The 26,423-nt window shown below is 39.9% G+C and carries 23 protein-coding genes; 11 read left to right on the forward strand and 12 right to left on the reverse strand.

Going from position 1 to position 26,423, the window contains the following annotated elements; translation table 11 throughout:
• Positions 1–39 precede the first annotated feature (39 nt).
• On the forward strand, positions 40–864 hold the full coding sequence (mutM, locus tag DMP02_RS05675; protein ID WP_126323183.1) for a bifunctional DNA-formamidopyrimidine glycosylase/DNA-(apurinic or apyrimidinic site) lyase: 825 nt from the start codon (positions 40–42) through the stop codon (positions 862–864).
• A 16-nt stretch (positions 865–880) separates the two neighbouring features.
• On the opposite strand, the gene DMP02_RS05680 is transcribed toward mutM, so the two are convergent.
• Positions 881–5,746: an NAD-glutamate dehydrogenase gene (locus tag DMP02_RS05680; protein WP_126323186.1), complete on the reverse strand. Its 4,866-nt coding sequence runs from the start codon at positions 5,744–5,746 to the stop codon at positions 881–883.
• Positions 5,747–5,924: 178 nt separating this feature from the next.
• Here DMP02_RS05680 and ubiG point away from each other — a divergent pair, with 178 nt between their 5' ends.
• From ubiG to DMP02_RS05695, 3 genes are read left to right on the forward strand one after another with little or no spacing between them, the layout of a single operon-like run.
• Positions 5,925–6,623 carry a bifunctional 2-polyprenyl-6-hydroxyphenol methylase/3-demethylubiquinol 3-O-methyltransferase UbiG gene (gene ubiG / locus DMP02_RS05685; RefSeq protein WP_126323188.1) on the forward strand — a complete coding sequence of 233 codons (699 nt, stop codon included), beginning with the start codon at positions 5,925–5,927 and terminating at the stop codon, positions 6,621–6,623.
• Position 6,624: 1 nt separating this feature from the next.
• A complete protein-coding gene (gene gph, locus DMP02_RS05690) occupies positions 6,625–7,323 on the forward strand; it encodes a phosphoglycolate phosphatase (protein WP_172593993.1) in 699 nt (232 codons plus the stop codon).
• Between the two features lie 54 nt (positions 7,324–7,377).
• The gene (locus tag DMP02_RS05695) at positions 7,378–7,770 is read left to right on the forward strand and encodes an acyl-CoA thioesterase (RefSeq protein ID WP_232019627.1); all 393 of its coding nucleotides are present in this window, start codon (positions 7,378–7,380) and stop codon (positions 7,768–7,770) included.
• Here DMP02_RS05695 and minE read toward each other — a convergent pair.
• Both minE and minD read right to left on the reverse strand, forming a co-directional pair.
• On the reverse strand, positions 7,767–8,069 hold the full coding sequence (gene minE, locus DMP02_RS05700; RefSeq protein WP_126323191.1) for a cell division topological specificity factor MinE: 303 nt from the start codon (positions 8,067–8,069) through the stop codon (positions 7,767–7,769). The two genes, DMP02_RS05695 and minE, sit on opposite strands and share 4 nt — an antisense overlap.
• Positions 8,066–8,890, reverse strand: coding sequence for a septum site-determining protein MinD (minD, locus tag DMP02_RS05705; protein WP_126323192.1), 825 nt, complete (start codon positions 8,888–8,890; stop codon positions 8,066–8,068). Before minD ends, minE begins: the two co-directional genes overlap by 4 nt.
• A gap of 362 nt (positions 8,891–9,252) precedes the next feature.
• On the opposite strand from minD, the gene recO reads away from it, so the two are divergent.
• The 3 genes from recO (at position 9,253) to DMP02_RS05720 (ending at position 12,025) form a co-directional block, all read left to right on the forward strand.
• Positions 9,253–9,975, forward strand: coding sequence for a DNA repair protein RecO (gene recO, locus DMP02_RS05710; RefSeq protein ID WP_126323193.1), 723 nt, complete (start codon positions 9,253–9,255; stop codon positions 9,973–9,975).
• Between the two features lie 136 nt (positions 9,976–10,111).
• Entirely contained in the window at positions 10,112–10,597 is a 486-nt protein-coding gene (locus tag DMP02_RS05715; RefSeq protein WP_126323194.1) for an outer membrane lipoprotein, read from the forward strand.
• A 183-nt stretch (positions 10,598–10,780) separates the two neighbouring features.
• A complete protein-coding gene (locus DMP02_RS05720; protein WP_126323195.1) occupies positions 10,781–12,025 on the forward strand; it encodes an AmpG family muropeptide MFS transporter in 1,245 nt (414 codons plus the stop codon).
• Here DMP02_RS05720 and DMP02_RS05725 read toward each other — a convergent pair.
• Positions 12,022–12,408, reverse strand: a complete 387-nt coding sequence (locus DMP02_RS05725; RefSeq protein WP_126323196.1) for a Rid family detoxifying hydrolase — start codon at positions 12,406–12,408, stop codon at positions 12,022–12,024. The two genes, DMP02_RS05720 and DMP02_RS05725, sit on opposite strands and share 4 nt — an antisense overlap.
• Before the next feature lie 329 nt (positions 12,409–12,737).
• Here DMP02_RS05725 and groES point away from each other — a divergent pair, with 329 nt between their 5' ends.
• The 4 genes from groES to htpX all read left to right on the forward strand — a co-directional run bounded on the left by groES (position 12,738) and on the right by htpX (position 16,734).
• Positions 12,738–13,058: a co-chaperone GroES gene (gene groES, locus DMP02_RS05730; protein ID WP_269471425.1), complete on the forward strand. Its 321-nt coding sequence runs from the start codon at positions 12,738–12,740 to the stop codon at positions 13,056–13,058.
• Positions 13,059–13,094: 36 nt separating this feature from the next.
• Positions 13,095–14,741 carry a chaperonin GroEL gene (groL, locus tag DMP02_RS05735; protein ID WP_126323197.1) on the forward strand — a complete coding sequence of 549 codons (1,647 nt, stop codon included), beginning with the start codon at positions 13,095–13,097 and terminating at the stop codon, positions 14,739–14,741.
• Between the two features lie 312 nt (positions 14,742–15,053).
• A complete protein-coding gene (locus DMP02_RS05740) occupies positions 15,054–15,692 on the forward strand; it encodes a hypothetical protein (protein WP_126323198.1) in 639 nt (212 codons plus the stop codon).
• A gap of 127 nt (positions 15,693–15,819) precedes the next feature.
• Positions 15,820–16,734, forward strand: coding sequence for a protease HtpX (gene htpX, locus DMP02_RS05745; RefSeq protein ID WP_126323199.1), 915 nt, complete (start codon positions 15,820–15,822; stop codon positions 16,732–16,734).
• A gap of 7 nt (positions 16,735–16,741) precedes the next feature.
• On the opposite strand, the gene DMP02_RS05750 is transcribed toward htpX, so the two are convergent.
• The 8 genes from DMP02_RS05750 to DMP02_RS05790 form a co-directional block, all read right to left on the reverse strand.
• Entirely contained in the window at positions 16,742–17,707 is a 966-nt protein-coding gene (locus DMP02_RS05750; protein WP_126323200.1) for an omptin family outer membrane protease, read from the reverse strand.
• A 62-nt stretch (positions 17,708–17,769) separates the two neighbouring features.
• Entirely contained in the window at positions 17,770–19,740 is a 1,971-nt protein-coding gene (locus tag DMP02_RS05755; protein ID WP_232019628.1) for a 3-hydroxyacyl-CoA dehydrogenase NAD-binding domain-containing protein, read from the reverse strand.
• Positions 19,737–21,065, reverse strand: a complete 1,329-nt coding sequence (locus DMP02_RS05760) for an acetyl-CoA C-acetyltransferase (protein ID WP_126323202.1) — start codon at positions 21,063–21,065, stop codon at positions 19,737–19,739. Before DMP02_RS05760 ends, DMP02_RS05755 begins: the two co-directional genes overlap by 4 nt.
• Positions 21,066–21,116: 51 nt before the next feature.
• Positions 21,117–23,378 carry an acyl-CoA dehydrogenase gene (locus DMP02_RS05765; RefSeq protein ID WP_126323203.1) on the reverse strand — a complete coding sequence of 754 codons (2,262 nt, stop codon included), beginning with the start codon at positions 23,376–23,378 and terminating at the stop codon, positions 21,117–21,119.
• A gap of 27 nt (positions 23,379–23,405) precedes the next feature.
• Positions 23,406–23,876 carry a pilus assembly PilX family protein gene (locus tag DMP02_RS05770; RefSeq protein WP_126323204.1) on the reverse strand — a complete coding sequence of 157 codons (471 nt, stop codon included), beginning with the start codon at positions 23,874–23,876 and terminating at the stop codon, positions 23,406–23,408.
• A 773-nt stretch (positions 23,877–24,649) separates the two neighbouring features.
• A complete protein-coding gene (locus tag DMP02_RS05780) occupies positions 24,650–24,991 on the reverse strand; it encodes a hypothetical protein (protein WP_126323206.1) in 342 nt (113 codons plus the stop codon).
• A 142-nt stretch (positions 24,992–25,133) separates the two neighbouring features.
• Complete coding sequence (locus DMP02_RS05785; RefSeq protein WP_126323207.1) at positions 25,134–25,982, reverse strand: PilW family protein; 849 nt, start codon at positions 25,980–25,982, stop codon at positions 25,134–25,136.
• Positions 25,979–26,359 carry a type IV pilus modification PilV family protein gene (locus tag DMP02_RS05790; protein ID WP_126323208.1) on the reverse strand — a complete coding sequence of 127 codons (381 nt, stop codon included), beginning with the start codon at positions 26,357–26,359 and terminating at the stop codon, positions 25,979–25,981. Before DMP02_RS05790 ends, DMP02_RS05785 begins: the two co-directional genes overlap by 4 nt.
• Between the last annotated feature and the right edge of the window lie 64 nt (positions 26,360–26,423).

The raw sequence follows: 26,423 nt of genomic DNA on the forward strand, positions 1-26,423 counted from the left end.
AGCGTATAATTTACTGTATAAACTAATAATAGAACCCTAATGCCTGAATTACCTGAAGTAGAAACTACGCTACGCGGCATACAACCTTTTATTGAAAACCAAACTATTCAGAAGGTTATCGTTCGTCGGCCGTGCTTGCGCTGGCCTATTCCTAAAACTAATTTGCAACAGTTAATAGGTTATCGTATCAATCAACTTCAGAGACGTGGCAAATACCTTTTATTATGCACTGATTTAGGCACCGTCATTTTACATCTTGGCATGTCGGGACGATTACAGGTACTTAACAAGCCTGTAAAAGCCGATAAGCATGACCATATCGATATCCTCTTTAACAACAATTGCCTACTGCGCTTTACTGATCCTCGTCGTTTTGGTGCGCTCTTGTGGACAAATAATAATCCACAAGAGCATCCCTTACTTAAAAATTTAGGTGTAGAACCACTAACACGTCATTTTAACCATCACTATTTACATACACAGCTGAAACACAAAAAGATCGCGATTAAAGCCGCCTTGATGGATCAACATATCGTCGTAGGTGTAGGTAATATTTACTGTACTGAAGCTTTATTTATGGCTGGCATACACCCCACACTACCTGCAAAAAATGTATCGTCTCTGCAATTAAAACAACTTGTTGTTGCCATTAAAAACATTTTACGACGTGCGATTAAAAAAGGCGGTAGCAGTATAAAAGATTTTTTAAATAGCCTGGGAAAGCCAGGCTATTTCAGTCAAGAATTACAAGTTTATGGTAGAGCAGATTTACCTTGTTTACAGTGCCAATCAATTTTACAGATGATCACCATTGCACAACGTAGCACCATTTATTGTAGTCGCTGCCAACCCATTCCAGCATAAAAACTCGCTTCACCCCTTACTGTTTTTCCAATAAAGAGCTACTCGAGCTTTCTACCATGCTCACTAATTCGCGCACAACCACAGAAAACATCATGAGTTTCAGTTCACTGGTGCCACGCAAGTCCGCTAACAGCCGCTGCCAACGACGCAGGAATAGAGGATTATCATTCTCCCATCGCTCTAAACAAACACTATTATCACCTTGCTCGACCACACACTGCAAAATAGCCACAGTTAAGCGACGCTGCTGTACATCTAAGTCATCTAATAATGCAACCCTGCCCAAGGTATCCCACAATGTTTCAATGGCTTGCTTCGCAATTTGTGCTCGCAACCAAGTAAACTCAAATCTATCGTTTATCATAAAATAAAGTTCAGAAACATTATTCAGTGGCAAATTATTTTTTTGTGCCGCTTCAACAATATCAAGTAAGGCATATTCATGCTCAACGCTAGCAATACGTTTTGCTGCCATTTCAGGTACACCGGTATCCTGTAACCCTTGTACACTCTTTTCCCATTGTTCTTTTTCTTCGCCAATCAACAATTGAGGTAACTTTTCTTGCAAAGAAATAATCGGTGCTCTAAATCGGCTAACCATCCCTAAGATATCGCTGAGTTGATCTTTATAATTATAGATAAACCAACGTGTTGCACGTCGCATTAAGCGGTTGATTTGTCGCATTATCGTATAACGTATTTCAGGTGCGGCGGTATCATCTAAATTTTCTACCTGATTAACCAACTCTGGATAAGAAAATATTTGATGTGCAATAGCATAAGCACGCGCAATGGAAGCAATATCTGCACCACTTTCTGCTTTTACACGAAAAACAAAGGTAACGCCCATGTCATTGACCATCGCATTACTAATTTTAGTTGCAATGATTTCACGGCGTAAACTATGGCGTTGCATAAACTCAGAAAAACGACCGCGTAATAGTTTTGGAAAAGCAGACTCAAGTATCCGAATTAAATAATCTTCATCTAAGCTATGCTGCTCTAATAACTCCGCTTTAACCAAAATTTTGGTATAGGCTAATAAGACAGCAATTTCCGGACTGGTTAAGCCTTTTCCTAAGGCCTTACGTTCTAGTAAGCCTTTTTCATCTGGCAAGAACTCTAAGCTTCTATCTAACTTACCATCGCGTTCTAATTCTTCTATATAACGCCGATGTAATTCTAACTCTTGTGGCGCATGTGCAACGGCTAAACTAATCGTTCGTGTTTGACAGAAATTATCGTACAAAACTAATTTAGCAATCTCATCGGTCATTTCCATCAATAAATAATTACGCTGCGCGACGGTCATATCACCGGCTGTTACAACGGCATTTAATAAGATCTTACAATTAACTTCGTGATCAGAACAATCAACACCCGCTGAATTATCAATAAAATCAGAGTAGATCAAACCACCCGTTTGAGCGTATTCAATCCGTCCTAATTGGGTTAAACCAAGATTTCCGCCTTCCGCAACAATACGACAACGCAATTCATTGCCATTGAGACGTAAGCTATCATTGGTGCGATCACCGACATCGACGTTTCGTTCAGTGGATGCCTTAACATAGGTACCGATACCACCATTCCACAATAAATCGACTTTGGCTTTTAAAATAGCTCGAATCAAACTATCTGGTGTTATAAAGTCTCTATTAATATCTAATAACTGTTTTATTTCCGCTGATAAAGGAATAGATTTTTGTGAACAACTAAAAACCCCACCACCTTTTGAAATTAAAGATGCTTTATAGTCTTGCCAACTAGAACGAGGTAAATTGAATAAACGTTGGCGCTCTACAAAACTTTTTTCTGGATTTGGATTGGGATCAATGAAGATATGCATATGGTTAAATGCCGCCACCAGTTTAATATGCCGCGACAACAACATTCCATTTCCAAATACATCGCCTGACATATCACCAACACCGACCACGGTAAAATCATCTTTGTCGGGATTTAAGCCCAATGCTCTACAGTGACGTTTAACAGATTCCCAAGCACCTCGCGCTGTAATACCCATTTTCTTATGGTCATAACCCACGCTACCACCTGAAGCGAAAGCATCACCTAACCAAAAGTTATATTCGGCGGCAATGGCATTAGCAATATCTGAAAAACTAGCGGTTCCTTTATCGGCAGCCACCACTAAATAAGGATCCTCTTCATCATAACGCACCACATCCTGAGGAGGAATCAGTACACCATTTTGCAAATTATCGGTTAAATCTAATAAACCACGCATAAATGTTTGATAACAAACAATCACTTCGTTCATGATCGCTTCACGATCACCACCTTCAGGTAATCGCTTGCAAACAAATCCACCTTTAGCGCCGGCTGGAACGATCACAGCGTTCTTAACCTGCTGCGCTTTCATCAGGCCTAATACTTCAGTACGAAAATCTTCACGACGATCCGACCAACGAATACCCCCACGCGCTACTTTGGCCGCACGTAAATGCACCGCTTCAACACGGGGTGAATAAACAAACACTTCATACATAGGTCGAGGCAATGGAAGCTCACTAATTCGAACTGGATCTAACTTAAACGCAAGCCAACTTTTGGGTTTGCCATTCGGTTCTCTTTGGAAATAATTAGTACGTAAAGTCGCTCGCATCACTTCAAATAAATGACGCAAAATACGATCTTCATCCAAACTCACCACCGCATCTAATGCGGTTTGCAAACTCTTTTCTAAGCTTGCAATAAAATTTCCTACATCACTGTCTCCCTGACGCCGAGGATCAAAATAATATTTAAATAACTTAACTAAAATTCTAGCGATGTCTGCATTGCGTGATACCACGCTTTCTACATACGTTTGGCTAAACGGCACACCAATTTGACGTAAATATTTAGTGTAAGCCCTTAGAATAGAAACCTCACGCCAGGTTAATTGGCCGGCGAGGATTAAACGATTAAATCCATCATTTTCTACCTCACCAAACCAAATTCTACGGAAAGCTTCCTGAAAAATTTCTTTGACTTGAGAAACATTGACCGAATCAATCTGAACCGGCTTGACACCAAAATCATTAATCCAAACCCGCTGACCATTTTCTAAAGTAATTTCTTGTGGCCATTCATCGATAACACGTAAGCCCATATTTTCTAAAACAGGTAGTGCATCCGATAAAATAATAGGTTTACCGACTTGAAATAGCTTAAAACGTAAAGGCACTGCCGTTGCATCCTTAGGATGATAAAAGTTCATCTCTAATGGACGTTCGGGCGAAATTCTTTCTATATGTTCAATATCATGCACAGCCGTAGCTGGCGGAAAAGTATCTCTATAACCACTAGGAAAGGCATAGCTATATTTCTGAATTAAATGTAACCCGTGCTCTTCACCATAATACTCAATTAAGGCTTGGCGTAATTCTTCTCGCCAAGAGCGCGCCACTTCGATGAGTTGCATTTCTATTTTTTTAACATCATAGGTTAATTCTTTTTTAGGATCCGTTCTAATTAAGAAATGTACCCGCGCCAGGTTTGAGTCACCAAACAAGGTAGAAAACCCAATTTCTATTCCAGAAAACTCACGTACCAGAATTTTTTCCATTTCTTTCTGAAGTTCGGTATTTAATTTTTCCTTGGGCATATAAACCAAACAAGAAATAAAACGTCTATAAGTATCTTGACGTACAAATAAGCGCAGCGCACGTTGTTCTTGTATATGCAAAATACCTAAGGCCAAGCGAGTCAATTCATCGGTGCTGGCTTGAAATAAATCGTCTCGCGGTAAACTCGATAAGATATCCAGTAAAGCTTTACCTGCATGCCCTTTTAAAGGGAGATTAGAGTTTTGTAAAACGACTTGGATTTTACTGCGTAACAATGGAATATAACGCGGATCACTATGATAAACCGTTGAGGTATAAAGTCCGATAAAACGACGTTCACCAATTAACTCGCCCTGCTCATTAAATCGCTTCACCCCAATATAATCCGCATAAACAGGTCGATGAACTCTGGCTTTGGTATTGGTTTTAGAAATAACCAGGACTTGCGGAGAAAAAGCTAAGCGCCGTGCTTCCGGCGGTAACTCTGTCAATGATTTTTCTTCTTTGCTTTGGCTTTCATCTCGCAACACACCCAAGCCAGATGATTTGATCATACGCAACGCTTTATGATCTTTACTTAATTCATAATCACGGCAACCTAAAAAGGTAAAATGATCGCTTAGCAACCAAGCTAAAAAGTCTTTTGATTCAGCAACATCGCCCCGATCAGAAAGAGAAGAATTTTCCTCTAACTCCTGTAAACATTCATTCATTTTAGCGCACATGGCAGGCCAATCGTTTACAACCCGATTAACCTGCGCAAGCACTTTTTCAAGCTTATGCGCCAGTTTTTTAAGGATCTCTTGATTAGAGATTTTATCAATCTCCATATAAATTAATGCTTCAACTTGCATATCAGGCAAAGCTGCATCATTTTCTAAAATCTCAACAATTTCTCCCTGAACATTACGCCGTAATTTTATGTCGCCTAGATTGATGGTAAAAAATATACTGAAACCTTGTCTATTAATCTCCATACGAGTCGAGTCGACTAAAAACGGTTTGTCAGCTGTAATTAACTGCACGACTGAATTTTTAGTTTCCCAGTTTTCTTTTTCAATGCTGGGATTGCACACATGAATTTTGTCTTGGCCAGGCAAACGCTTATAAGCTAATTTCCAATGTGCTACCACGGCGGCGGCTAAATTTTCTATAGAGCGACTTTTGAGCGTCTCTAGATCAGAGTGCGCGTAGTATTGTTGTATAAAGGTAGTAAAAAGCGGGATCTGCTCTTTGGCTACTTTTTGTTTAGCCAATGTTGAAATTTCTTTCAGGACGTCGCGATAAGCACGGTCAGTAAGGTTATTCATATGCATCTAAAATAAATATACTCTTCGCATGAGTATGAGTCAGACCCCATAGTCACATGGGCGGGGTTATCCTAACTCCTACTACTCCTGTAATAACCAATAGACACACGATGGGGGGTATATGTAGACTATTGTAATACGCCCTCTATGAAAAACCAATGCGCGAGTTTCTTTTTTTATGTCGAATAGTGATCCAGTAGAAATCGATAAATTCTCTACGCTAGCTGAAGAATGGTGGGACCCTACGGGCCCTTGCAAGCCTTTGCATGCCATTAACCCTATACGCTTACAGTTTATAGAAACCCACCTATCTCTGCCGGATCAGAAAATTATCGACATTGGCTGCGGTGGCGGACTATTAACGGAAGGGCTAGCTTATAAGGGCGCCCAGGCCACCGGAATTGATAAAAGCGAGCCGCTCATAGCGGTTGCCAAGCAACATGCCCAAGAAAATGCGCTCGACATTAACTATCTAGCCGACGACGTAGAAAGCTTGGCAAATAAGCAAAAGGGTTATTTCGACAGCGCTTGCTGCATGGAATTACTCGAACATGTACCCGATCCCCTGTCATTGATCCAAGCTTGCAGTGATCTAGTCAAACCGAATGGCTGGTTATTTTTTTCTACCCTTAATCGCAATCCTTATGCTTATTTAACCGCGATCATTGGCGCTGAATACGTATTAAAACTGTTAGCTAAAGGAACGCATGAATACAAAAAATTTATTCGTCCGTCAGAGCTTGCCATGGCCTCACGCAAAGCGGGCCTAAGCTTAAAAAAATTACAGGGTATTCATTATAATCCGCTCATCCCTCGCGTTACGCTAAGCGATGATCTGCGCGTCAATTATATTGCCGCTTTTCAAAAGCAAATTTAATATGTCTGTAAAATCACACAGCCACGAAAAAATTGATGCGGTACTATTTGATTTAGACGGCACCTTATTAGATACCGCTTCTGATTTAGCCGCCACATTGAATGCACTGTTACTAGCTCAACAACTTCCACCACTACCCTTATCAGCTATTCGTCCGATGATTTCCGAAGGCGCGGCTGGTTTATTAAAATTGGGCTTTAATCTCAGCGAAAAAGATCCTAAGTTTCCTCGTTTACGTCAGCAATTTATCGAATACTACAGCCAACACAGTTGCGAACAAACCCAATTATTCGCGGGTGTTGATACACTTATTGATCACCTAGAAACAAATCATGTTGCATGGGGAATTGTTACTAATAAATCAGAAGCATTAACCATGCCTTTAATCGAGCATTTTCCTTTACTCAAAAAAGCAAAATGTATTGTGGGCGGCGATACGCTAAGCCATAGCAAACCCCACCCTAAACCGTTATTACACGCCTGCGAGTGTATTAAATCCACACCCAAACACTGTGTTTATATCGGTGATGCAAAACGAGATATTGACGCCGCCAACGCAGCCGGTATGCGTAGTTTAATTGCGTTATATGGCTATATTCCTAATCAAGCAGAACTTAACTCATGGCACGCAACCGCTATGATCAACACACCACTTGAACTGATTGATTGGTTAAAACAATCAAATAAAACAAATCATTAACGTTTCAAATTTTGCTATACTGAAACCTTATTTGTTAAGTAAGAAGGCCGCATTGTGAAACCTACCCATCACTTAGATCCTACCTTGCGTGTTAAAACCCGACCGAATGATGCAAATAAATCGGGCGATATTTTTGGCGGTTGGTTAATGTCACAAATCGATATCGCAGGCGCTATTGCCGCGGCTCGCCGATCAAAAGGCCCTGTTGTTACGCGTTCTGTTAAAGAGTTAAACTTTTTACAACCTTTATTTATTTATGACATCGCCAGTTTTTATACCGAAGTCATACAAGTCGGTAACACATCTATGACGGTTAAGGTGGAAGTCTACGCGGAACGTTATAAAGAAGGTGAAACGGAATTTGATGAAATAAAAGTATCGGACGCTATCCTGGTTTATGTTGCCGTTTCAAAACCAGGAGAAAAACGTTTAATCCCCAAAAGTTAAGCTAGTTCGGGTTTGTCCGTAGTCGCCTCTGCATTCGCATTCGCATTCGGTAGCGTAATATTTAATTCTAAAATAGAGCAATTACCGGCACGCTCTAACTCTACTTTAACTTGGTCTTGATCGATATCTACGTACTTCGCAATCACTTCCACTAATTCACGCTGTAGCTTAGGCAAAAAATCGACATCGCTGTCTGTACCCGTTCTACGTTCATGAGAAACAATAATCTGTAAACGCTCTTTCGCAAGTGATGCGGTGTTTTTTGTGCGATTACGAAATAGACGGTCTAATAAGGTCATGTCGCTACCTCCTCACGACCAAAGAGACGACGTAGTAAACCTTTTTTTTCTGCTTTAACAAATTTAAAAGGCACTTCTTCGCCCAATAAACGGGAAACCGCATCGACATAAGCTTGATGCGCATCGCTCTCGCCATTTAAAGTCACTGGCACACCGGAGTTTGATGCACGCAATACGGCTTGTGATTCAGGAATAACACTTAACAAAGGAATAGAAAGGATATCTAATACATCATCTACGCTTAACATATCGCCTTTTTCAACGCGCGTTAATGAATAACGTGTCAACAATAAATGTTGCTTAATAGGTTCTAAACCTAACTCCGCACGTCGTGACTTACTATCCAGAATACCTAACATCCTATCTGAATCACGCACGGAGGAAATCTCAGGATTACTAACCACAATTGCTCTATCCGCAAAATACATTGCTAAGGTGGCACCACGTTCTATACCGGCCGGAGAATCACAAATAATATAATCAAATTCTTTTTTAAGTTCTTCTAATATATTTTCTACGCCTTCTTTGCTTAACGCATCTTTATCACGCGTCTGCGAAGCCGGTAACACAAAAAGATTTTCAAGTCGTTTGTCTTTAATCAATGCTTGTTTGATATTTGCTTCGCCACGAATCACATTCACAAAATCAAACACGACGCGACGTTCACATCCCATAATCAAATCGAGATTTCGTAATCCAATATCAAAATCAATCACCACCGTTTTAAAACCACGAAACGCGAGGCCTGCAGCGATGGCTGCACTACTCGTCGTTTTACCCACGCCACCTTTTCCAGATGTAATAACAATAATTTCAGCCAATGCAATTGCTCCCCTCGCTATAACAGCAAGTTAAGTAAAATAATAAACAGTCTTTTTACTCTTCGCACTTGAGTTTTTGTCTACGTTCCCGCTCAACTCGCCATCGTCATGTATGTTGTATACACTCCGATGACTCGTGTTCGCGGCGCCTTGCCAAAAATTCAATTGCTGTGAGTATCTTCAGATCTTTAGTAGGAATTTTTGATATTGTCTAGTAGGTATTTACCCTATATATTGATACGCTACAAAAAAATATACCTATATATGATGATATTACTGGATTTCCAGGCGAAGTGGAAGTTATCCGCCATTAAAAATATACGTTTACTTTTTGCACAAAATATCTCATTTACTTAGCGCTTATGTTAAACGCGGCACAATTTGAACCTGCTTATATTTTACACACAAAACCTTATCGTGATTCCAGTTTATTAGTCGACGCATTTACCGCATCGCAAGGACGTATCAGTCTTATTGCGAAAGCTGCACGCGGCATGCGCAGTAAAAATTCGCGCTTTAAAGGTTTGTTACAAGCCTTTGTTCCCTTATCAATCTCTTGGCGAGGAAAAACAGAACTACTCAATTTATTAAATGCAGAACCCAGTGGACTTTTTTTACCACCATTACACGGTAAACTTTTAATCTGTGGGCTTTATCTCAACGAATTACTCATGCGCTTACTTTATCGTTACGATCCTCACCCTGCACTTTTTCAAGCCTATCAAACCGCATTAACGATGTTGCCACAAAATCCTAACGTCGTATTACGTGTATTTGAAAAACAATTACTCGCCGAATTAGGCTATGCGCTCCATTTAAATCAAGACAATCAAACCCAACAACCCATTTTAGCGGATCAACATTACCAATTTATCCCTAGCCAAGGATTGTTTATTTGTTTAAATACATCGGTTACTAACAAACTATTTCTTTTTTCCGGTGCATCTCTGTTAGCTATTTATCATGAACAGTGGAACACTCCAGATCAATTGTTCGATGCTAAACGTTTGTTTAGGCTTGCGTTACACCATTTGCTAGAAGGAAAAAGCATTCGAAGCCGTGAATTACTGCTGAACTCTGCTTGATGATTTATTTCACCCACTATTTTCCTTACTCATATGAAGAGGCAAACATTGACGGAAAAGGGGTGGACAATTATATTAGCCTAAAAAACAGTCCTACGTTTTATCTTAAAAAAGGACTTATACTGAAGGGTCTATTATGAAAATTACACATTATTTTTTATTATCATTATTCAGTTTTATCACATTAACTGGCTGCGCACCTTGTTTGTCACCCAATGTCTATGACACCGCCAATGCAGGACAAATACATCGTGTCGCTCAAGGTGTTGTTGTCAGTAGTCGCATCGTCCGCGTCTCTGATAGTGGAACAGGCGTGGGTGTCGGTACCGTCACAGGTGGTGCTTTAGGCGCTATTGCTGCTTCACAAATAGGTCAGGGAAGCGGCAGTTTAGCGGCTGGTATCGGTGGTGCTCTTTTAGGTGGAATAGCCGGTAGCCATGCTCAACAAGGGCTAAGCAGCCAAAACGGTATTGAATATGTTATTAGGCTACATAACAAATCCTTAATCTCTATTGTACAAGGGCTGAGACCGAGCTTTAATCGCGGTCAACATGTACTGGTACAATATGGTGCAGGCGGTCGTTCACGCGTCATCGCGGATCCCGCTTATTATGCTAATTAATAGTTGTGTTTAGTAAAAAAGGGAGCACTGCCTCCCTTTTTTTTAGACTCACAGCAATGGGATTTTCGGCAAGGCGCTGCGAGAATGAAGCAACCGGAATGTAATACAACATACATGAGGATTGCGAATCGAGCGCGAACGCCGCCGAAGATTCAAGTGCGAAGCGTATATTAGGAGAGTCTGATGCCAAACCAGCTTAACAAACGGAACCTGTTTGCTACTTTATTATTAGGGTTTTCATCAGGTTTACCGCTCGCCTTAACCGCAAGCACCTTACAAGCGTGGTTTACGGTAACCGGCGCCAGTATTCTAGCCATTGGCAGCCTCGGTTTGATTGGTCAACCGTATGTTTATAAATTTCTGTGGGCACCTTTGCTAGATCGTTGGATACCCCCTCTATTAGGGCGTAGACGCGGGTGGCTGATTATCACTCAATTCGCTTTATTACTTGCCATCGCCGGCATGATCTTAGCGGATCCGCAAACAAGTCCCTCGTTATTAGTCAGTCTCGCCTTCCTGGTTGCCTTTCTTTCTGCTTCGCAAGATATCGCAATTGACGCCTATAGAACCGACGTACTTAAACCTAATGAACGTGGATTAGGGGCTACGTTAACGAGCTGGGGCTACAAAATAGGTATGCTGGTTTCAAGTGCCTTGGCATTGGTATTAGCAGATAAATTTGGGTGGCGTCCCATGTATTTAATCATGGCTGGCCTGATGAGCATTGGTCTTTTTGCTAGCTGGTTTGGTGAAAACCCCATCGAACAACAAAGCACGCTTCCATCTAGTGTACATGCGGCTGTGGTTGAACCTTTTAAAGAATTCCTCAACAGAAAGTCAGCTTGGCTCATTTTACTCTTCATTATACTTTATAAACTAGGTGATGCGCTGAGCGTATCGTTAACAACGCCTTTTTTAATTCGCGGCTTGGGTTTTTCATTAACCACTGTTGCCTTTGTTAACAAAGGGATTGGCTTTGTTGCCACCATGTTAGGGCTGTTAGCCGGTGGACTATTAATGACACGTATACGCTTATTTACGGCGTTATTTTACTTTGGCATTTTACAAGCGGGCGCTATTTTAGCGTTATTACAACTCGCTTTAGTTGGCCATCATTATGGCTTCTTGGTATTTGCTATTTTTACCGATAACTTCTGCAATGCCATGGCAGGTATTGCTTTCCTCGCTTTTATTATGAGCTTGTGTGACCATCGTTATACTGCCACCCAGTTTGCATTATTTTCAGCATTAGCAAGCGTTGGACGTGTTTTTATTGGCCCCCTTGCGGGCTTGATTGTGACCTATTTTAGCTGGCCAATATTTTTTATCTTATCATTAGCCGCCTGTTTACCCGGATTAAGTCTACTGTGGTACTTGCGTCATAGCGTTAGCAATAATCATGCTATCTCTGCAGAAAAAGTGTCTTAAGCATTTAGTAGCATAATGCCTTCTATCTCCACGCGAGCTCCTTTGGGCAACGCTGAAACTTCAATGGTACTTCTTGCCGGATAAGGTGCTGAAAAATATTCAGCCATGACGCTATTCACCACCGGAAAATCCGTTAAATCACTTAGAAAAATAGTTAGTTTTACACATTGATTCAACTCACCACCTGCCGCTAAAGCAACCGCCGCTAAATTCTTAAATACCTGTCGGGTTTGCGCCTCAATGTCACCCGCAAGGAAAACCCCTTTTGTATCTAATGCGATTTGGCCGGATAGATAAACAGTATCACCGACTCGAACCGCTTGAGAATAAGCACCGATGGGCTGAGGTGCCTCGTTGGTCTGTATCATTTGCTTATTATTCATAATAATGCCTTCAAATATCTATAATACTTACGCGTCATTGCGAGCCCCGCACCTATCCTAAAACATTTCATAACAGAAATTACCGTTACAATGACATACTTTCTGTGAAGATAGGTGCGGGGCATGGCAATCCAGTAAAACTATGATAACAGAAGATGTTTTCTCTCGCTTTAACCCCCTTGAATTCCCTCCATTTGCGCCCCATATATAAGGATGTTGGTGAGCAGTTGTACTGTTTACCAAACATCATTATGATTGGCCTCTTAATTTAATAGGGGTTAGTTATATATCCTCGTTGTGATAGTAATAATTCTTAAGGAGACATCTGAATGAGTGAAGTATTAGAAAAACCGTTAGTCGAAATGATTACACCGCTACAAGACCGTATTGTCGTTAAACGAGCCGTTGAAGAGGAAAAATCAAAAGGCGGGATCGTTATTCCCGATACAGCTAAAGAAAAACCTGTTAGAGGCGTTGTTGTCGCTATAGGTCCAGGTAAACGTCTTGAGTCAGGCGAAATCCAGCCTTTATCCGTTAAACTCGACGATGAAATCCTGTTTGGCAAGTATGCAGGTACCGAAGTCAAACTTGAAAATCAAGACTATATTGTTATGCGTGAAGATGACGTCATGGCAATCATGAAGAAATAATCAATTTTAATTTTATTTTTCAGAGGAATTAAATAAATGGCTGCAAAAGTTTTACAATTTGGTGTAGAAGCGCGTGCTTCTATTCTACGTGGTGTCGACATATTATCTGAAGCTGTTAAGGTAACCTTGGGTCCTAAAGGTCGCAACGTTATTTTAGACAAAAGCTTTGGTGCTCCTACCATTACAAAAGACGGTGTTTCAGTCGCAAAAGAAATTGAACTGAAAGACAAATTTGAAAACATGGGCGCACAAATGGTTAAAGAAGTAGCTTCCCATACGTCTGATGAAGCTGGTGATGGTACTACGACCGCAACTGTTTTAGCACAAGCTATTTTACGCGAAGGTATGAAGGCCGTTGCCGCTGGCATGAATCCTATGGATCTGAAACGCGGTATTGATACCGCGGTTACTTCAGTTGTCACTGAACTTAAGAAACTTTCTACACCATGTTCTGATAATAAGGCGAGTGCGCAAGTCGGTACTGTTTCAGCGAATGGTGATGAGGCTATCGGTTCTATCATTGCAGACGCAATGGAAAAAGTAGGTAAAGAAGGTGTTATCACGGTAGAAGATGGTTCCGGTTTAGAAAATGAACTGGATACCGTTGAAGGTATGCAATTTGATCGTGGTTACTTATCTCCGTACTTCATTAATAATCAACAAAGCATGAGCTGCGAATTAGAAAACCCTTACATCTTATTAGTTGATAAGAAGATTTCTAATATCCGTGAAATGCTGGGTATTCTTGAAGGTGTTGCAAAAGCCGGCCGTTCCTTATTAATTATTGCTGAAGATGTAGAAGGCGAAGCCTTAGCTACTTTAGTAGTTAATACCATTCGCGGTATTGTTAAGGTTTGTGCGGTTAAAGCACCTGGTTTCGGTGACCGTCGTAAAGAAATGTTACAAGATATCGCTATCCTCAGTAAAGCAAACGTGATTGCTGAAGAAGTAGGGTTAAATCTTGAAAAAGCAACTATAGAGGACTTAGGTTCTGCAAAACGTGTTGTTATCACTAAAGACAATGCAACTATCATTGATGGTCAAGGCGAAAAAGGCAAAATTAAAGATCGTATTGCCGAAATCAAAATACAAATCGAAAAAACCAGTTCTGATTATGACCGTGAAAAGCTACAAGAGCGTTTAGCTAAATTATCGGGCGGTGTTGCAGTGATTAAAGTAGGTGCAGCAACTGAAACCGAAATGAAAGAAAAGAAAGCGCGTGTAGAAGATGCTCTTCATGCAACCCGTGCAGCGGTTGAAGAAGGCGTGGTTCCTGGTGGTGGTGTTGCTTTAATCCGCACACTCAGTACCCTTGTTAACTTAAAAGGTAGCAATACCGATCAAGACATGGGTATTCGTATTGTACGCAACGCACTTGAAGCGCCTTTACGTCAGATTGTTACTAACGCTGGTTCTGAACCCGCTGTTATTGTCGACAAAATCACTTCTGGCCAAGGTAACTTTGGTTACAATGCAGCCACCGGTGAATACGGCGACATGCTAAAAATGGGTATCTTAGATCCAACGAAAGTAACCCGTACTGCACTACAAAATGCAGCTTCTATTGCTAGTCTAATGATCACAACCGAATGTATGGTTGCTGAACTTCCTAAGAAGGAAGAAGGCAGCGGTATGCCGGCTGGTGGAATGGATGGCATGGGTGGTATGGGCGGAATGATGTAAGAAAAATTCCGGTTCAGCTACCTAAAAAACCCCGCTTGAAGCGGGGTTTTTTATTGCCACAAAAGCTAACAACTCGTCCAATTAAAAATCTATTACCGTACTGGTTATAGTTAGAACAATTAACTTTATTGTAATATTTATATATTCTACATGCTTAAATTTTCGGCTGTATTCTCGTTTGGCCCATAACCCTAATGTAGCTGAAAATCTAATTGCTATGAATAATATCCAACTCCTTTGCTTTCAAGAATAGAGATAATGCCTAATAATATAAATGAGAGATATCGCATAGCAAACTCCACAGTTTTGAGGATGCTTAGCAGTAAAGTATTTCAAGATTATATTAATGTATACGCTGAAGAAGAAGGTTGCTTATCTGTTTCGGTCTTAGAAGAAAGAATTCCTCTGCATTGTGACCTTGGCGCAATTCATAGTGCTTTTGAACAACTTCAACAAAGTGGTCAGAACCCAACTGAGCTCCTAACTAGGCTCGGTAATTACATTCAATCAGAACCCGATGTGCCTCCGTACTTGGAACCGGTTCTGATTATTTTTTTCCTACTCATCGCTACCGCAGTTACCTGCCTATCTGTGTTCTCTGCGCACACACCTCCTTCGAATAATGATACCGTAGACGATAGCACAACTCTCGCCGTAGATAGTGCCATTGGGGTTATCCCCATTGTTCTAGTTTTGTCCTTCTCTGTAGGCTATGCAATCTGGCGACTGAGTTCATGCTTACTAGAATTTTTACAGCTACCAAAAACACCCACAGAAACGGAAAGTCTGAATGATCTAAAACGATTTATGGCCACAAGAGAAGAAAACACCACACAAACGGAAACTGGTTTTAACCATTCTAGTCTATTTTCAATCAACCGAGCGGGTCCGAGTAGGGAGCCTACGGATAAACAAGCATCGCAGTCGTATCAGTCAATCTCAAGGCTATGAAAATGGCATAACACGGTAAGCAGTGGGATTCTGTTTAATTTATGCGCAATTCATATCATTTCTTTTTTTCAGTCCAGCACTCTTCTACAATTAATCGGTAAGCCTATAAAAGATTCAGGAGCTCCTTATGTTTAAACGAGTGTTACTCTTTTTAGCCACCAATATTTTAATCATTATTACAATTTCTATCATTACAAATTTACTTGGATTACATAGTTACCTTACTTCGCAAGGAATTGACTATCGATCGCTTGCTATTTTTTGTGCCATTTGGGGTACAGCCGGTGCATTCATTTCACTTTTTATGTCTAAATTTATTGCTAAAAAAAGCATGGGGGTCAATGTCATCGATCCTAATGCAACAAAAACTGAAGAAGAACAAAACATTTTGGAGATTGTTCATGGTTTAGCACGTAAAGCCGGCTTAAAAACCTTGCCTGAAGTCGGCATTTATCAATCACCTGAGCTTAACGCTTTTGCGACAGGACCGACTAAAAATAATTCATTAGTCGCGGTTTCAAGTGGTTTATTACAACGAATGAATCGAGAGGAAATTGAGGGTGTATTAGGCCATGAGATCTCTCACGTAACGAATGGCGATATGGTCACCATGACGTTAATTCAAGGTATTGTTAATGCGTTCGCGCTATTTCTATCACGCCTTGTTGCCTATGTCATTTCAGCAGGAACAACAGCAAACCAAAACACTGATCAACAACCCGTGGCAGGCTCAGGTGGACCTATGTTCTATATGTTAACGACTGTATTTGATGTACTCTTTACACTATTTGGTAGCATTTTAGTCGCTGCTTTTTCCCGTTATCGAGAGTATCGTGCAGATAGAGGCGGTGCTAATTTATCGGGACGTGAAAGAATGATTTCTGCCTTACAAGCCTTGCAACGAAATATGCAGCCCGAAGATACACGCGCCCCTTCTTTATCTACTTTAAAAATTTCCCACAAAAGCATTGGATTTCGTGCTTTATTTTCGAGCCACCCACCGCTTGAATTACGCATTGCTCGTTTACAGAAAACAAAATAATATTATGTTAAAATTGATAAGCAATACCTAATGTAATTTGGTAACTTTTGTTTTCAATTCCTGCTACATCACCACCGAGGTATAAACTACTTCTGTTCTCATTATTAGTCATTTGCGCAGCTCCTCTCCCCTGAGTATATTTATTCCATATCCCTTCACTAAAAAATTTCAGCTGCGGCGTCATATAATAAGCAATATTTGCACTAACTGAATAATATTCAGAATTGTGTGTTTTTTCTCTAAAGCTTAATTGGCGACGATAATGCTCATCATGATCTTTAGCTAAAACCCATGGGCTATATTTTAATAAAGTATTAAACTCCCAATTATTATATTTATATTGAATTTTACTACCTATATAAGGAACACTGAATTCTTGTTTATAATCAATTCCTGGCGTTAATGGAAAATTGCCTTCAGCAGCCTGGCAATTATTTCCACCTTCATTAATACATTGCCGCCTATAATCATAATAGCCGCCTATTGTGGTCCAATGAAACTGCGCTTGCTGATATCCTATAACACCAGCTACTTTAAAACTGTTATTTTTCAGCAACCAAATATAAGAATTAATATTAAACTCATTTGCATAATTAAGTGGGGTTTTTGGACTATAGCTCCAGCGTGTCCAATGCGTTTGCTTCGGATTTTCCCAATCAAAATCATTCATCGTTGAATTTCTTGGCCCTAAAGTCATCCATCCATTTGCTTCGAATGTTAACCAAGCGCTAACATCCCAAGAAATACTGCCTTTAATAATGGGTGTATTTTTAATTTCCCAATCAAGTTGACTAAGTTTTCGACCATCTTCTCCATAAACATACTCATTAGCTCGGCCCGCCAACCAACCCAATGCAACATTTAACGATAAATTATCGGAAAATAAATTTTCATCTTGATAGGATGGTGATGCATTAGAAACAGTAGACCAGAATGCAGCCGCTATTGTTAGAAATAGTGTAATTAATTTAATATATTTTTATTTTTTTATTAATTTAAAAGTCAAGCGAAAATTAATATATATAAAATAAAATTTTATTCAACTACCGCATTTGTTTTTAATTTCATATTTTCTTTAGCGTATTGCATCAATCCGCCACGAAAAGGCGCAAAGCCTGTACCAAAAACCATCCCAGCATCCAGTAAATCAATATCTTCAACCACATGTTCCTGTAAACATTTCTTTGCTTCTTCTATCATCGGATCAATCATGCGATCAATTAAATTCTCTGCTACTTTGTAATCATCTGGAATCTTTTCTTTAATTGCTTGCCCTTTTTTATTGTAACGATAAAACCCTTGTTTGGTTTTTTTTCCTAAACGTTTGCTCGCCACCATTTTTTCTAAACCTTCTGGCAAGGGCGTTTGTAACGCTTGATGCAGAATTTTTGCCACCGCCAAACAAATATCTAAACCCACTGTGTCCGCTAACTCTAAAGGCCCCATTGGCATACCAAAATCCAGTGCCGCTTTATCAATCACTGGCGCAGGAATACCTTTTTCCAACAACAATACCGCATGCAATAAATAAGGCATTAATAAACGATTGACTAAAAATCCAGGTGAGCTTTTTACGGGTAATGGCAATCGATTGATTTGATGAACAAATGCTAAAGCTTTTTGAATCACTTCGGGTGCGTTTATTTTAGATTGTACGACCTCGACCAAAGGCATTTTGGCAACTGGATTAAAAAAATGTAACCCAATTAAGCGTTCGGGCTGTTTTAAACCTTGTTGAATGTCTTCTAATACAATACTGGAAGTATTGGTTGCTAAAATCGTATCCGGCTTAACTTGTGCTTCTAATTGGCGAAATAAATTCTGTTTTACTGTTAAATCTTCAAACACCGCTTCAATCACTAAATCGGCACGACGAATACCATAACCCGCCACATCGGGAAATAATCTATCCATTGCCATTTGAATAGCACGCGGTTTTTTTAAACGTTTTTTAAATAAAGTATATGCTCGCCCTATAGCCGGTGCTAAATATTTAGGTTCCCTATCCTGTAAGGTGACAAAAATACCTTGCAATGCACACCAAGCGGCAATATCACCGCCCATCGTACCGGCCCCTACCACATGAACATGTTTAAAAGTCCCGGTATATTTTTTACCAAGCCGGCTTAAACGTTCTCGTAAAAAATAAATATGAATTAAATGACGTGCAGTGGGTGTCATCGCTAATTGACTTAAGGATTCCGCTTCATCCAAAAATGCTTTATCGGATACGCCGACTTTTCGCCAATGCGCTAACATTTGATAAGGCGCTGGATAATGTTGTGGATTTACCTTGGCCACTAAACCACGATGAAAAATGCTAGCAATTCCATTTCTTACCCATGCAAGGTTACTTAAATTTTTCCAACTAAATCCCGCTGATCGTTTTTGCAAATGGGCATAATATAAAGCAGCTACTTCAGCATGTCGTTCGGGAACAACACAATCCACTAACCCCACTTTAGCCGCCGCTTGAGCAGACAACATTTTTCCGGTTAACATTAATTGCAGTGCATTAACAGCGCCCAATAAACGAGGTAACCGAACGGTACCCCCCCAACCCGGATGAATACCTAATCTCACTTCGGGTAATCCAAAACGAGTCTGTGGATTATCAATAGCAATACGATAACGACAAGCTAGCGCTAGCTCCAAACCACCCCCTAAACAAAACCCTTTGATTAACACAACGGTAGGTATTTTTAGAGCAGCCAATTGATCAAACACTAATTGACCTTGGCGAATAAAATCAAAGACTTCTTTTTCACTGGTTAAAAAACTGATGGTTTGAATATCAGCGCCGACAATAAAGCTATTCGGTTTGCCCGATGTAATAATCAAACCATGAATAGACTTATCTTCTGCAATATCGGTTAATAATCCCGCTAATTCGACTAATACATTTTTGTCGATTGTATTCACAGCACTATTTTTTTTATCAAAATAAAGCCAAGTAATATTTTCCTTCTGTTCAAGTCGCCAATGTTGCGTATTTTTTTCCATCATGCCGCTCCTTTTGCACTAGCTACATTTTCAAGTAAAAGTGCACCACCCTGCCCACCGCCGATACACAAGGTTGCTATACCTAAACGCGCTTGTTTTCGTTTTAAAATATGCGCTAGATGCAAAACAATTCGTGCACCACTGGCGCCTACCGGATGACCCATGGCAATCGCACCACCATCAATATTAATAGTCGATGGATCAAGTTCGCCTAATGCCTGAGATAACCCTAATTCTGTTTTACAATACTCACTGTCTTTCCAAGCTGCTAAGCAAGCCAACACTTGACCTGCAAAAGCTTCATTAATTTCCCAAAAATTAATGGCGTTAAAAGCAAGTTGCTGTTTTTTTAATAAGATGGAAACTGCATGCACCGGGCCCAAACCCATTTCACTGGGATCAACCGCCGCCCATGCGACATCGACAATGCGTGCCAATATCGGCAAGCGGTATTGCTGCACAGCTTTTTCGCTGGCTAAAATTAAAAAAGCCGCACCATCCGTCACCTGAGAACTATTACCCGGCGTCACTAAACCAAAAGGTTTATCAAAAAAAGGTTTTAAGCTGCTAAGTTTTTCTAAACTGCTATCCCTACGCAAACCATTATCATACGCATAATAATGATTATCTTCGTCGTAAATGGCATTGATTTCGTCTTTAAAAACGCCCGCATCCTGTGCTGTGGCCAAACGCTGATGACTTTGTAATGACCACTCATCCATTTGCCGGCGTGTAATACCAAATCGATGGGCAATGATTTCTGCGGTTTGCCCCATGGATAAACCTACAATCGGATCGGTTAATCCGCGTAATAAAGCAATAATGGGTGTTACATAGTTTAATCGAAACTGACTTAAAACGCGTAACCGCACCGCAAAGCTTTTAGCTGAATTCCAGTGCGCTAAAAAAGTACTCATTTCTGGCTTAAATAATAACGGCGCCTGGCTCATCGCTTCTGTACCACCCGCTAAAACCAGATCATAACGCCCACAAGCAATATCTAAGGCGGCACTATCTAAGGCTTGCAATCCCGATGCACAATTTCGTTGCACGGTATAAGCAGGCACCGACTTTCCACAACCTAAACGTAAAGCAATCACACGACTAATATTCGTTTCATCTGGGCTAGACATCACACAACCTGTGACCACTTCACCCAATTGTTCTGGGATAAACGCTTGGCGCGCCAACAAATAACGACTGGCTTGAATAGCGAGATCCGAAGCTGAAAACTTTCCTGGTTCGCCACGCACTTTTAACCACGGTGTACGCATACCATCCACAATATAAACCGGCCGTGCAAAACTTGATCTCACATTTGACTGCATAATTCCTCCATTACCTGGATTGCCACGCGCTTCGCGCTCGCAATGACGAAACTAAAATTCATCGACCTGCATACTGTCTTGTTGCAGCGTTTCAGCTGCCAGAAATTGTTCTGCTTCAGCACGGCTAAGCATATTATGCTTCACTGCGTATTCTAGCTGTTGCTCAATATTCCAGGATTTATCTATGCCGTGTTTTTTTAATTGCCTGATTTTCTGTCTAATGGTCGCTATCTTCATCCATTCCGTAAAAGCAAGTTCCATACGCCCTGTTGTATCTTCCCTACCTCGGCCTAAATAACAATCTTGCGTCATTCGATCACGAAAGGCAGAAATTTGCTTCATAGGCTCAAGCAACTGAGCATCCAGTTTATCACTCGCTAGTTGAAAAGATCGCCCCAAAGGAAACACAATAAAATGTAATAATCGACCTAAAAAATAGGAAGGGGAATTCATAAAGAATTTTTCAAAAGCAATTTGGATATGGTAAAGGCAGTATTTTAAATTCCATTCTAAGTAGTCATCATCTTCTGCGGAAGCATATTCCTGATAATAACGCAACGCACTCGAAGCAAGATAAAGATAGCTTAAGACATCGCCTAAGCGGGCAGAAAGACGTTCCCTACGTTTTATACTTCCGCCTAAAACTAACAACGTGATATCAGTTACGAATGCCAAGGCAGCAGACATTCTCGATAACTGACAATAATAATATCTGAACTTATGCAAAGGACTTTTCACAAACAAACGTCCTATGCCAAAAGCAAAACTAAATGTTTTTATTAAGTTCTTAAACACATAACCAACATGACTGGCTAATAATTTGTCTAAAGATCGAATATCATTTTTTTGAATCGCTTTAACCTCGTCCATTAAAAAAGGATGACAACGCACAGCACCTTGACCAAATATAATCAGGTTTCGTGTTAAGATATTAGCGCCTTCCACCGTGATAGAAATAGGTATGGCGATATAGCCTTGTGCTAAGTAATTACGCGGTCCTAATTGAATCCCGCGTCCGCCATGAATATCCATCGCATCATTAACAATCGTTCGCGCCAACTCTGTCATGTGATATTTTGCAATAGAGGAAGCTAATGCTGGCTTTAATGAAGCATCCACTGCCGTGACCGTAAAGCGACGTGTTGCTTCCATTAAATAAGTTAAGCCAGCCATTCTCGCCAGTGCCGCTTCTACGCCTTCAAACCTAAGCAGCGGCTGATTAAACTGCTCTCGTAAAACACTATAAGCCCCTGTCATTCTATAAGCCAATTGGGTTTGCGCCGCACTCACCGCTGGCAAAGAAATACCACGCCCGATAGATAAACATTCTATTAACATTCGCCAACCTTGGCCTAACATTTTTTCTCCACCAATAACAAAACTAAGTGGAATAAAAACATCTTTACCACGCACAGGACCATTCAAAAAAGCAAGCCCCATGGGCGAATGACGGTGCCCCACTTCAACGCCTTCCAGATTAGAAGGTACTAAGGCAACGGTAATACCTATCTGCGCACTTGAGCCAATTAAATGATCTGGATCAAATAATTTAAATGCAATACCTATCACGGTGGCAATAGGCGCTAAAGTAATATAACGTTTATTAAAACTAAGTCGAATACCTAAAATTTCTTTATCTTTGTATTTTCCTTTACATACAATGCCACTATCGGTAATGGCCGTTGCATCGCTACCGGCTTTTGCAGACGTTAACGCAAAACAAGGAATTTCCTGGCCTGCCGCTAAACGAGGTAAATAATAATCTTTCTGATCTTCGGTACCATAGTGCAGTAATAATTCTGCAGGACCCAAGGAATTAGGAACCAATACGGTGACAGACGCACTGACAGAACGTGTTGCAATTTTTAAAACAACACTCGAATGTGCTAAAGCAGAAAAACCTAATCCGCCGTATTTTTTGGGAATAACCATGCCAAAAAATTTATTCTGTTTTATGTTATCCCATACAGCGGGAGGCAAATCGTGATATTTAGTTAAAATTTCATAATCATTCAACATACTACACAAAGCTTCTACCTGATTATCTAAAAAACTTTGTTCTTCTGCCGTTAATACCGATAAAGGAATTTTATGTAGCGCTTGCCAATCTGGCTTGCCACGAAACAAATCTTTTTCCCACCACATATCGCCGGCTTCTAAAACCACTTCTTCCGTTTTACTAATCGATGGAAGCGCTTTTTTCAACGTGGGAAATAACGGGTTTACCAATAAAGAACGGCGCAATAAAGGGATACTCAAGATCATTATTACGCTTAGAATAACAAGGCCTAAACTAAATAATAGATAGCACATACACTACGATCATCCATTGTATAGAATTTAGTATTTATTTAATTCTCGCCACGAACTACGACCTTCCTTTATCGGCTTTTCTTCATTCTCTGCACATTTTTTATTTATTTTTTTGGCATAAGTCGTTTGCAAGACAAGTGCTTGTCGCTGGGCTTGCTTTGCTCTCGCTGTGATACGGTAGTAATAAACTATTTGTTGAGCACTACAAAAAGGCAACCCGATACGTTCAGCATCATGCTGAACCTGATAACCCGCATAGCTAAAGCTACCCTGCAAATGACTTCTTGCCCCTAGATTAGCTAATTGAACTTCCGCCATTTTCAACCCGGTTTCAGCTGCCCAAAACTGCTGTGAAGCCATAGCGTAATTTTGACCCATCCGCAATTCAAGATGTGTACTATTTAACAAGCTCAACACCATCAAACTTATCATTAAAAGAAAAAACAATACAGTGACTAATATAAAACCACGCTGAATATTTGTACTAAAAAGAGCCATACCCACACTCCACCGCTACTGCTAGCGTTTTTCTATTAGGAGATTATGGTAACGGGGAAATTACCACTATTGCTTGGTTAACGAGAGTCTTGGATAAGTAAATTCTTAGCTATGTTGGCCGAATCAATAGGCCATTTCATTTAAAAATGAAACAATAATAGATTTTTTAGCTAAAATTTTAATCAATTAACTTAAACTTTAAGGTTATTTTCTTATCCAAGACTCGCGTTGGTTAGGCTTTTTTGTGCTTTATTAGCATCAAGGGAAAATTGAGAAGACGCTGATAACCGAGAATCAGCTAGCTTACTAGCTAGCCATTGAGCGTTAGATTCAGGGATCATCCCTTCGAAGCTCGCTCCAACTCGCCAATAACGCTCTCCCCCGAAGAAGGTAAACTTGAAGGGTACAAGCCCAGGTCGTACCGATGGTACCCAAGTTGTCTACTCTGCTCATGATTATAAAAACAAGTAAGATCGCTAGAATTAGATGAGAGAACCATAGTGTCGTTACCAACAGAGGGTATATGGTTTTCAGGCAAATTTGCCCTTTCCTCAACCAAACCTCTCTCAGTCGTTAGGTAAATTCCAATCAATTCCTTAAGGTCTTTTCTGATCTCGTCTAAATTGAGAGGCTTCCAATTTTTACCTTTTATCTTATCCCAAAACCATTGCCCACATTTAGGTGCTAATAAAGATGACAGCGGATGGATAGTTAAAAATAACTTTGAAATTACTGCACTCGTAAAAATAATAACAAGAGAATTTGGCAGCATACTAAAACCAAAAAAAACTAAAACAAACCAATGCAGCAACTGAAGTTAATGACAACCCAACCTCTATCAATCTATGAGCCCAATAACCCGCTATAGTAGAAAAATTGTTTTTCGTATACTTAGCCAATACTTCTAGTAGCTTAGTGTTTTCAGGGTTCTGCTCTAATTTTGCTAACGCTGCCTCAACCAGCGCTAACTCACAATATCGAGGCAGTAAAGACTCTTCTACTGCTAAAATAAACATGCCATTAAAATCCTTTTTAAATTGAAAAGCTAACGACTGTCCTTTTAGATTTAGCTCAAATTTATTTATATAATTTTCTGAGAATCTAAATATTTTCATAGTCAGTAACTTCTCATTTTATAATTTTAAAATAATCTTCTTGTTAATTTAATTATTGCATAATTATGCAATAATTTATACTATGAAACGCTGTGAAATATTTTTGCTCATTTCATAATTTAACAATTAATTTGTTTATAATTTATATACCTCGTTCACGTAATCCAACAACATGCGTCCACTCACTCCCTAAAGATTTTTTATCCTGCAAAACGAGGGTAATTTCAACACTACGCACATCAGACCATTTCTTTATCGGCTGCGGGTGCATATAAAGTAGACGTCCATTCGCTGTATTTCGTACCCCCAATCGAACGGACATTTTTTCTATGCCTTCGACTAACTCAATGGGATTATGGGCAGATCTGTTTAAATTACGACGATATAAAGCAAAAATAGCATTGCCTTTATGATTTAGTCGTCCTGTATTTCCAATATAGTAAACAATTTTATTTAAAAACCCCACTTCACTGTCGCGCTGATAACGATGTTGTAAATTGAATTGTCCCCACTGAAAAGCCTCTGCATGCTGGCAATCGCTAATCAAACATTTATCCTGAGAATGAAACGGCGACTCGCCTACTAAAGAAATAGTGCCGCCTTGCGCAAATTTCACAGAGCGCGTATCTGGATCGAGAAACTGAATTAAAATAATATCGCTATGAGGTTTAGCTTCCGGTAAATAAGGAAGATCCGAATGTGTTGTAGCAAAACCTGCTTGCCAAACTAATAAACTATTATCCGGTGTTAACTGCGTATTGAGCGGAAAAAAATTAATTAATCGCACACAGCCAATTAAACCTGCCATGCGAATATCACGGCTCAACCCATTAAAAGCAATTCGCACACTGGTTTGAACAGCATTTAAACGCTGTATTAAATAATAGGTCTTCTTACACTGCACAAAAATTTCTATTAGCACACTACTAAGAAACAAAGCCAGGGTTAACGCAATGAGTAGCTCAAGTAGCGTATGGCCTTGCTGCCTCATAGCCGAAATAGTAATTGCAATGAACGCTTAAACTGCGGATGGTAATAAAGAGAACGCCAGCTGATTTTATATTGATAATCGTCGCCTTGTTTTGTTAAAAACGCTTCGCCTTCAGGAAAAATTTTAGCAATATTCTCTTCTGCTAAATGCAATTGCGCTTGAATACAGGCTTGATCACCACAACTGTACACACGTTCAGCTAATTCATTATTTTTCAAATCAGCTAAGTTGATAAAATAAGCCTGTTCACTGGTACGCAACGCCATTAATTGACTTTGCGTAAAACCGAGTAACCCAACACTCAAAATAAATAACGATAACATGACTTCGGTTAAACTAAATCCTTGTTGTGCTTTTTTATTTATTAAAATCAACATCTCTATTAATTTAAAAAATCTTTATTGCATTAAAAAATTATTATATAAATAATAAAATAATTAC

The organism is Candidatus Rickettsiella viridis (assembly GCF_003966755.1).
Classification (GTDB): Bacteria; Pseudomonadota; Gammaproteobacteria; order Diplorickettsiales; family Diplorickettsiaceae; genus Rickettsiella_B; species Rickettsiella_B viridis.

Coding starts and splice junctions, on each gene's coding strand:
- mutM (WP_126323183.1), top strand. CDS start 40: ATGCCTGAATTACCTGAAGTAGAAACTACGCTACGCGGCATACAACCT.
- DMP02_RS05680 (WP_126323186.1), bottom strand. CDS start 5,746: ATGAATAACCTTACTGACCGTGCTTATCGCGACGTCCTGAAAGAAATT.
- ubiG (WP_126323188.1), top strand. CDS start 5,925: ATGTCGAATAGTGATCCAGTAGAAATCGATAAATTCTCTACGCTAGCT.
- gph (WP_172593993.1), top strand. CDS start 6,625: ATGTCTGTAAAATCACACAGCCACGAAAAAATTGATGCGGTACTATTT.
- minE (WP_126323191.1), bottom strand. CDS start 8,069: ATGACCTTATTAGACCGTCTATTTCGTAATCGCACAAAAAACACCGCA.
- recO (WP_126323193.1), top strand. CDS start 9,253: ATGTTAAACGCGGCACAATTTGAACCTGCTTATATTTTACACACAAAA.
- DMP02_RS05715 (WP_126323194.1), top strand. CDS start 10,112: ATGAAAATTACACATTATTTTTTATTATCATTATTCAGTTTTATCACA.
- DMP02_RS05720 (WP_126323195.1), top strand. CDS start 10,781: ATGCCAAACCAGCTTAACAAACGGAACCTGTTTGCTACTTTATTATTA.
- DMP02_RS05725 (WP_126323196.1), bottom strand. CDS start 12,408: ATGAATAATAAGCAAATGATACAGACCAACGAGGCACCTCAGCCCATC.
- groES (WP_269471425.1), top strand. CDS start 12,738: ATGAGTGAAGTATTAGAAAAACCGTTAGTCGAAATGATTACACCGCTA.
- groL (WP_126323197.1), top strand. CDS start 13,095: ATGGCTGCAAAAGTTTTACAATTTGGTGTAGAAGCGCGTGCTTCTATT.
- DMP02_RS05740 (WP_126323198.1), top strand. CDS start 15,054: ATGCTTAGCAGTAAAGTATTTCAAGATTATATTAATGTATACGCTGAA.
- htpX (WP_126323199.1), top strand. CDS start 15,820: ATGTTTAAACGAGTGTTACTCTTTTTAGCCACCAATATTTTAATCATT.
- DMP02_RS05755 (WP_232019628.1), bottom strand. CDS start 19,740: ATGATGGAAAAAAATACGCAACATTGGCGACTTGAACAGAAGGAAAAT.
- DMP02_RS05760 (WP_126323202.1), bottom strand. CDS start 21,065: ATGCAGTCAAATGTGAGATCAAGTTTTGCACGGCCGGTTTATATTGTG.
- DMP02_RS05765 (WP_126323203.1), bottom strand. CDS start 23,378: ATGTGCTATCTATTATTTAGTTTAGGCCTTGTTATTCTAAGCGTAATA.
- DMP02_RS05770 (WP_126323204.1), bottom strand. CDS start 23,876: ATGGCTCTTTTTAGTACAAATATTCAGCGTGGTTTTATATTAGTCACT.
- DMP02_RS05780 (WP_126323206.1), bottom strand. CDS start 24,991: ATGAAAATATTTAGATTCTCAGAAAATTATATAAATAAATTTGAGCTA.
- DMP02_RS05785 (WP_126323207.1), bottom strand. CDS start 25,982: ATGAGGCAGCAAGGCCATACGCTACTTGAGCTACTCATTGCGTTAACC.
- DMP02_RS05790 (WP_126323208.1), bottom strand. CDS start 26,359: ATGTTGATTTTAATAAATAAAAAAGCACAACAAGGATTTAGTTTAACC.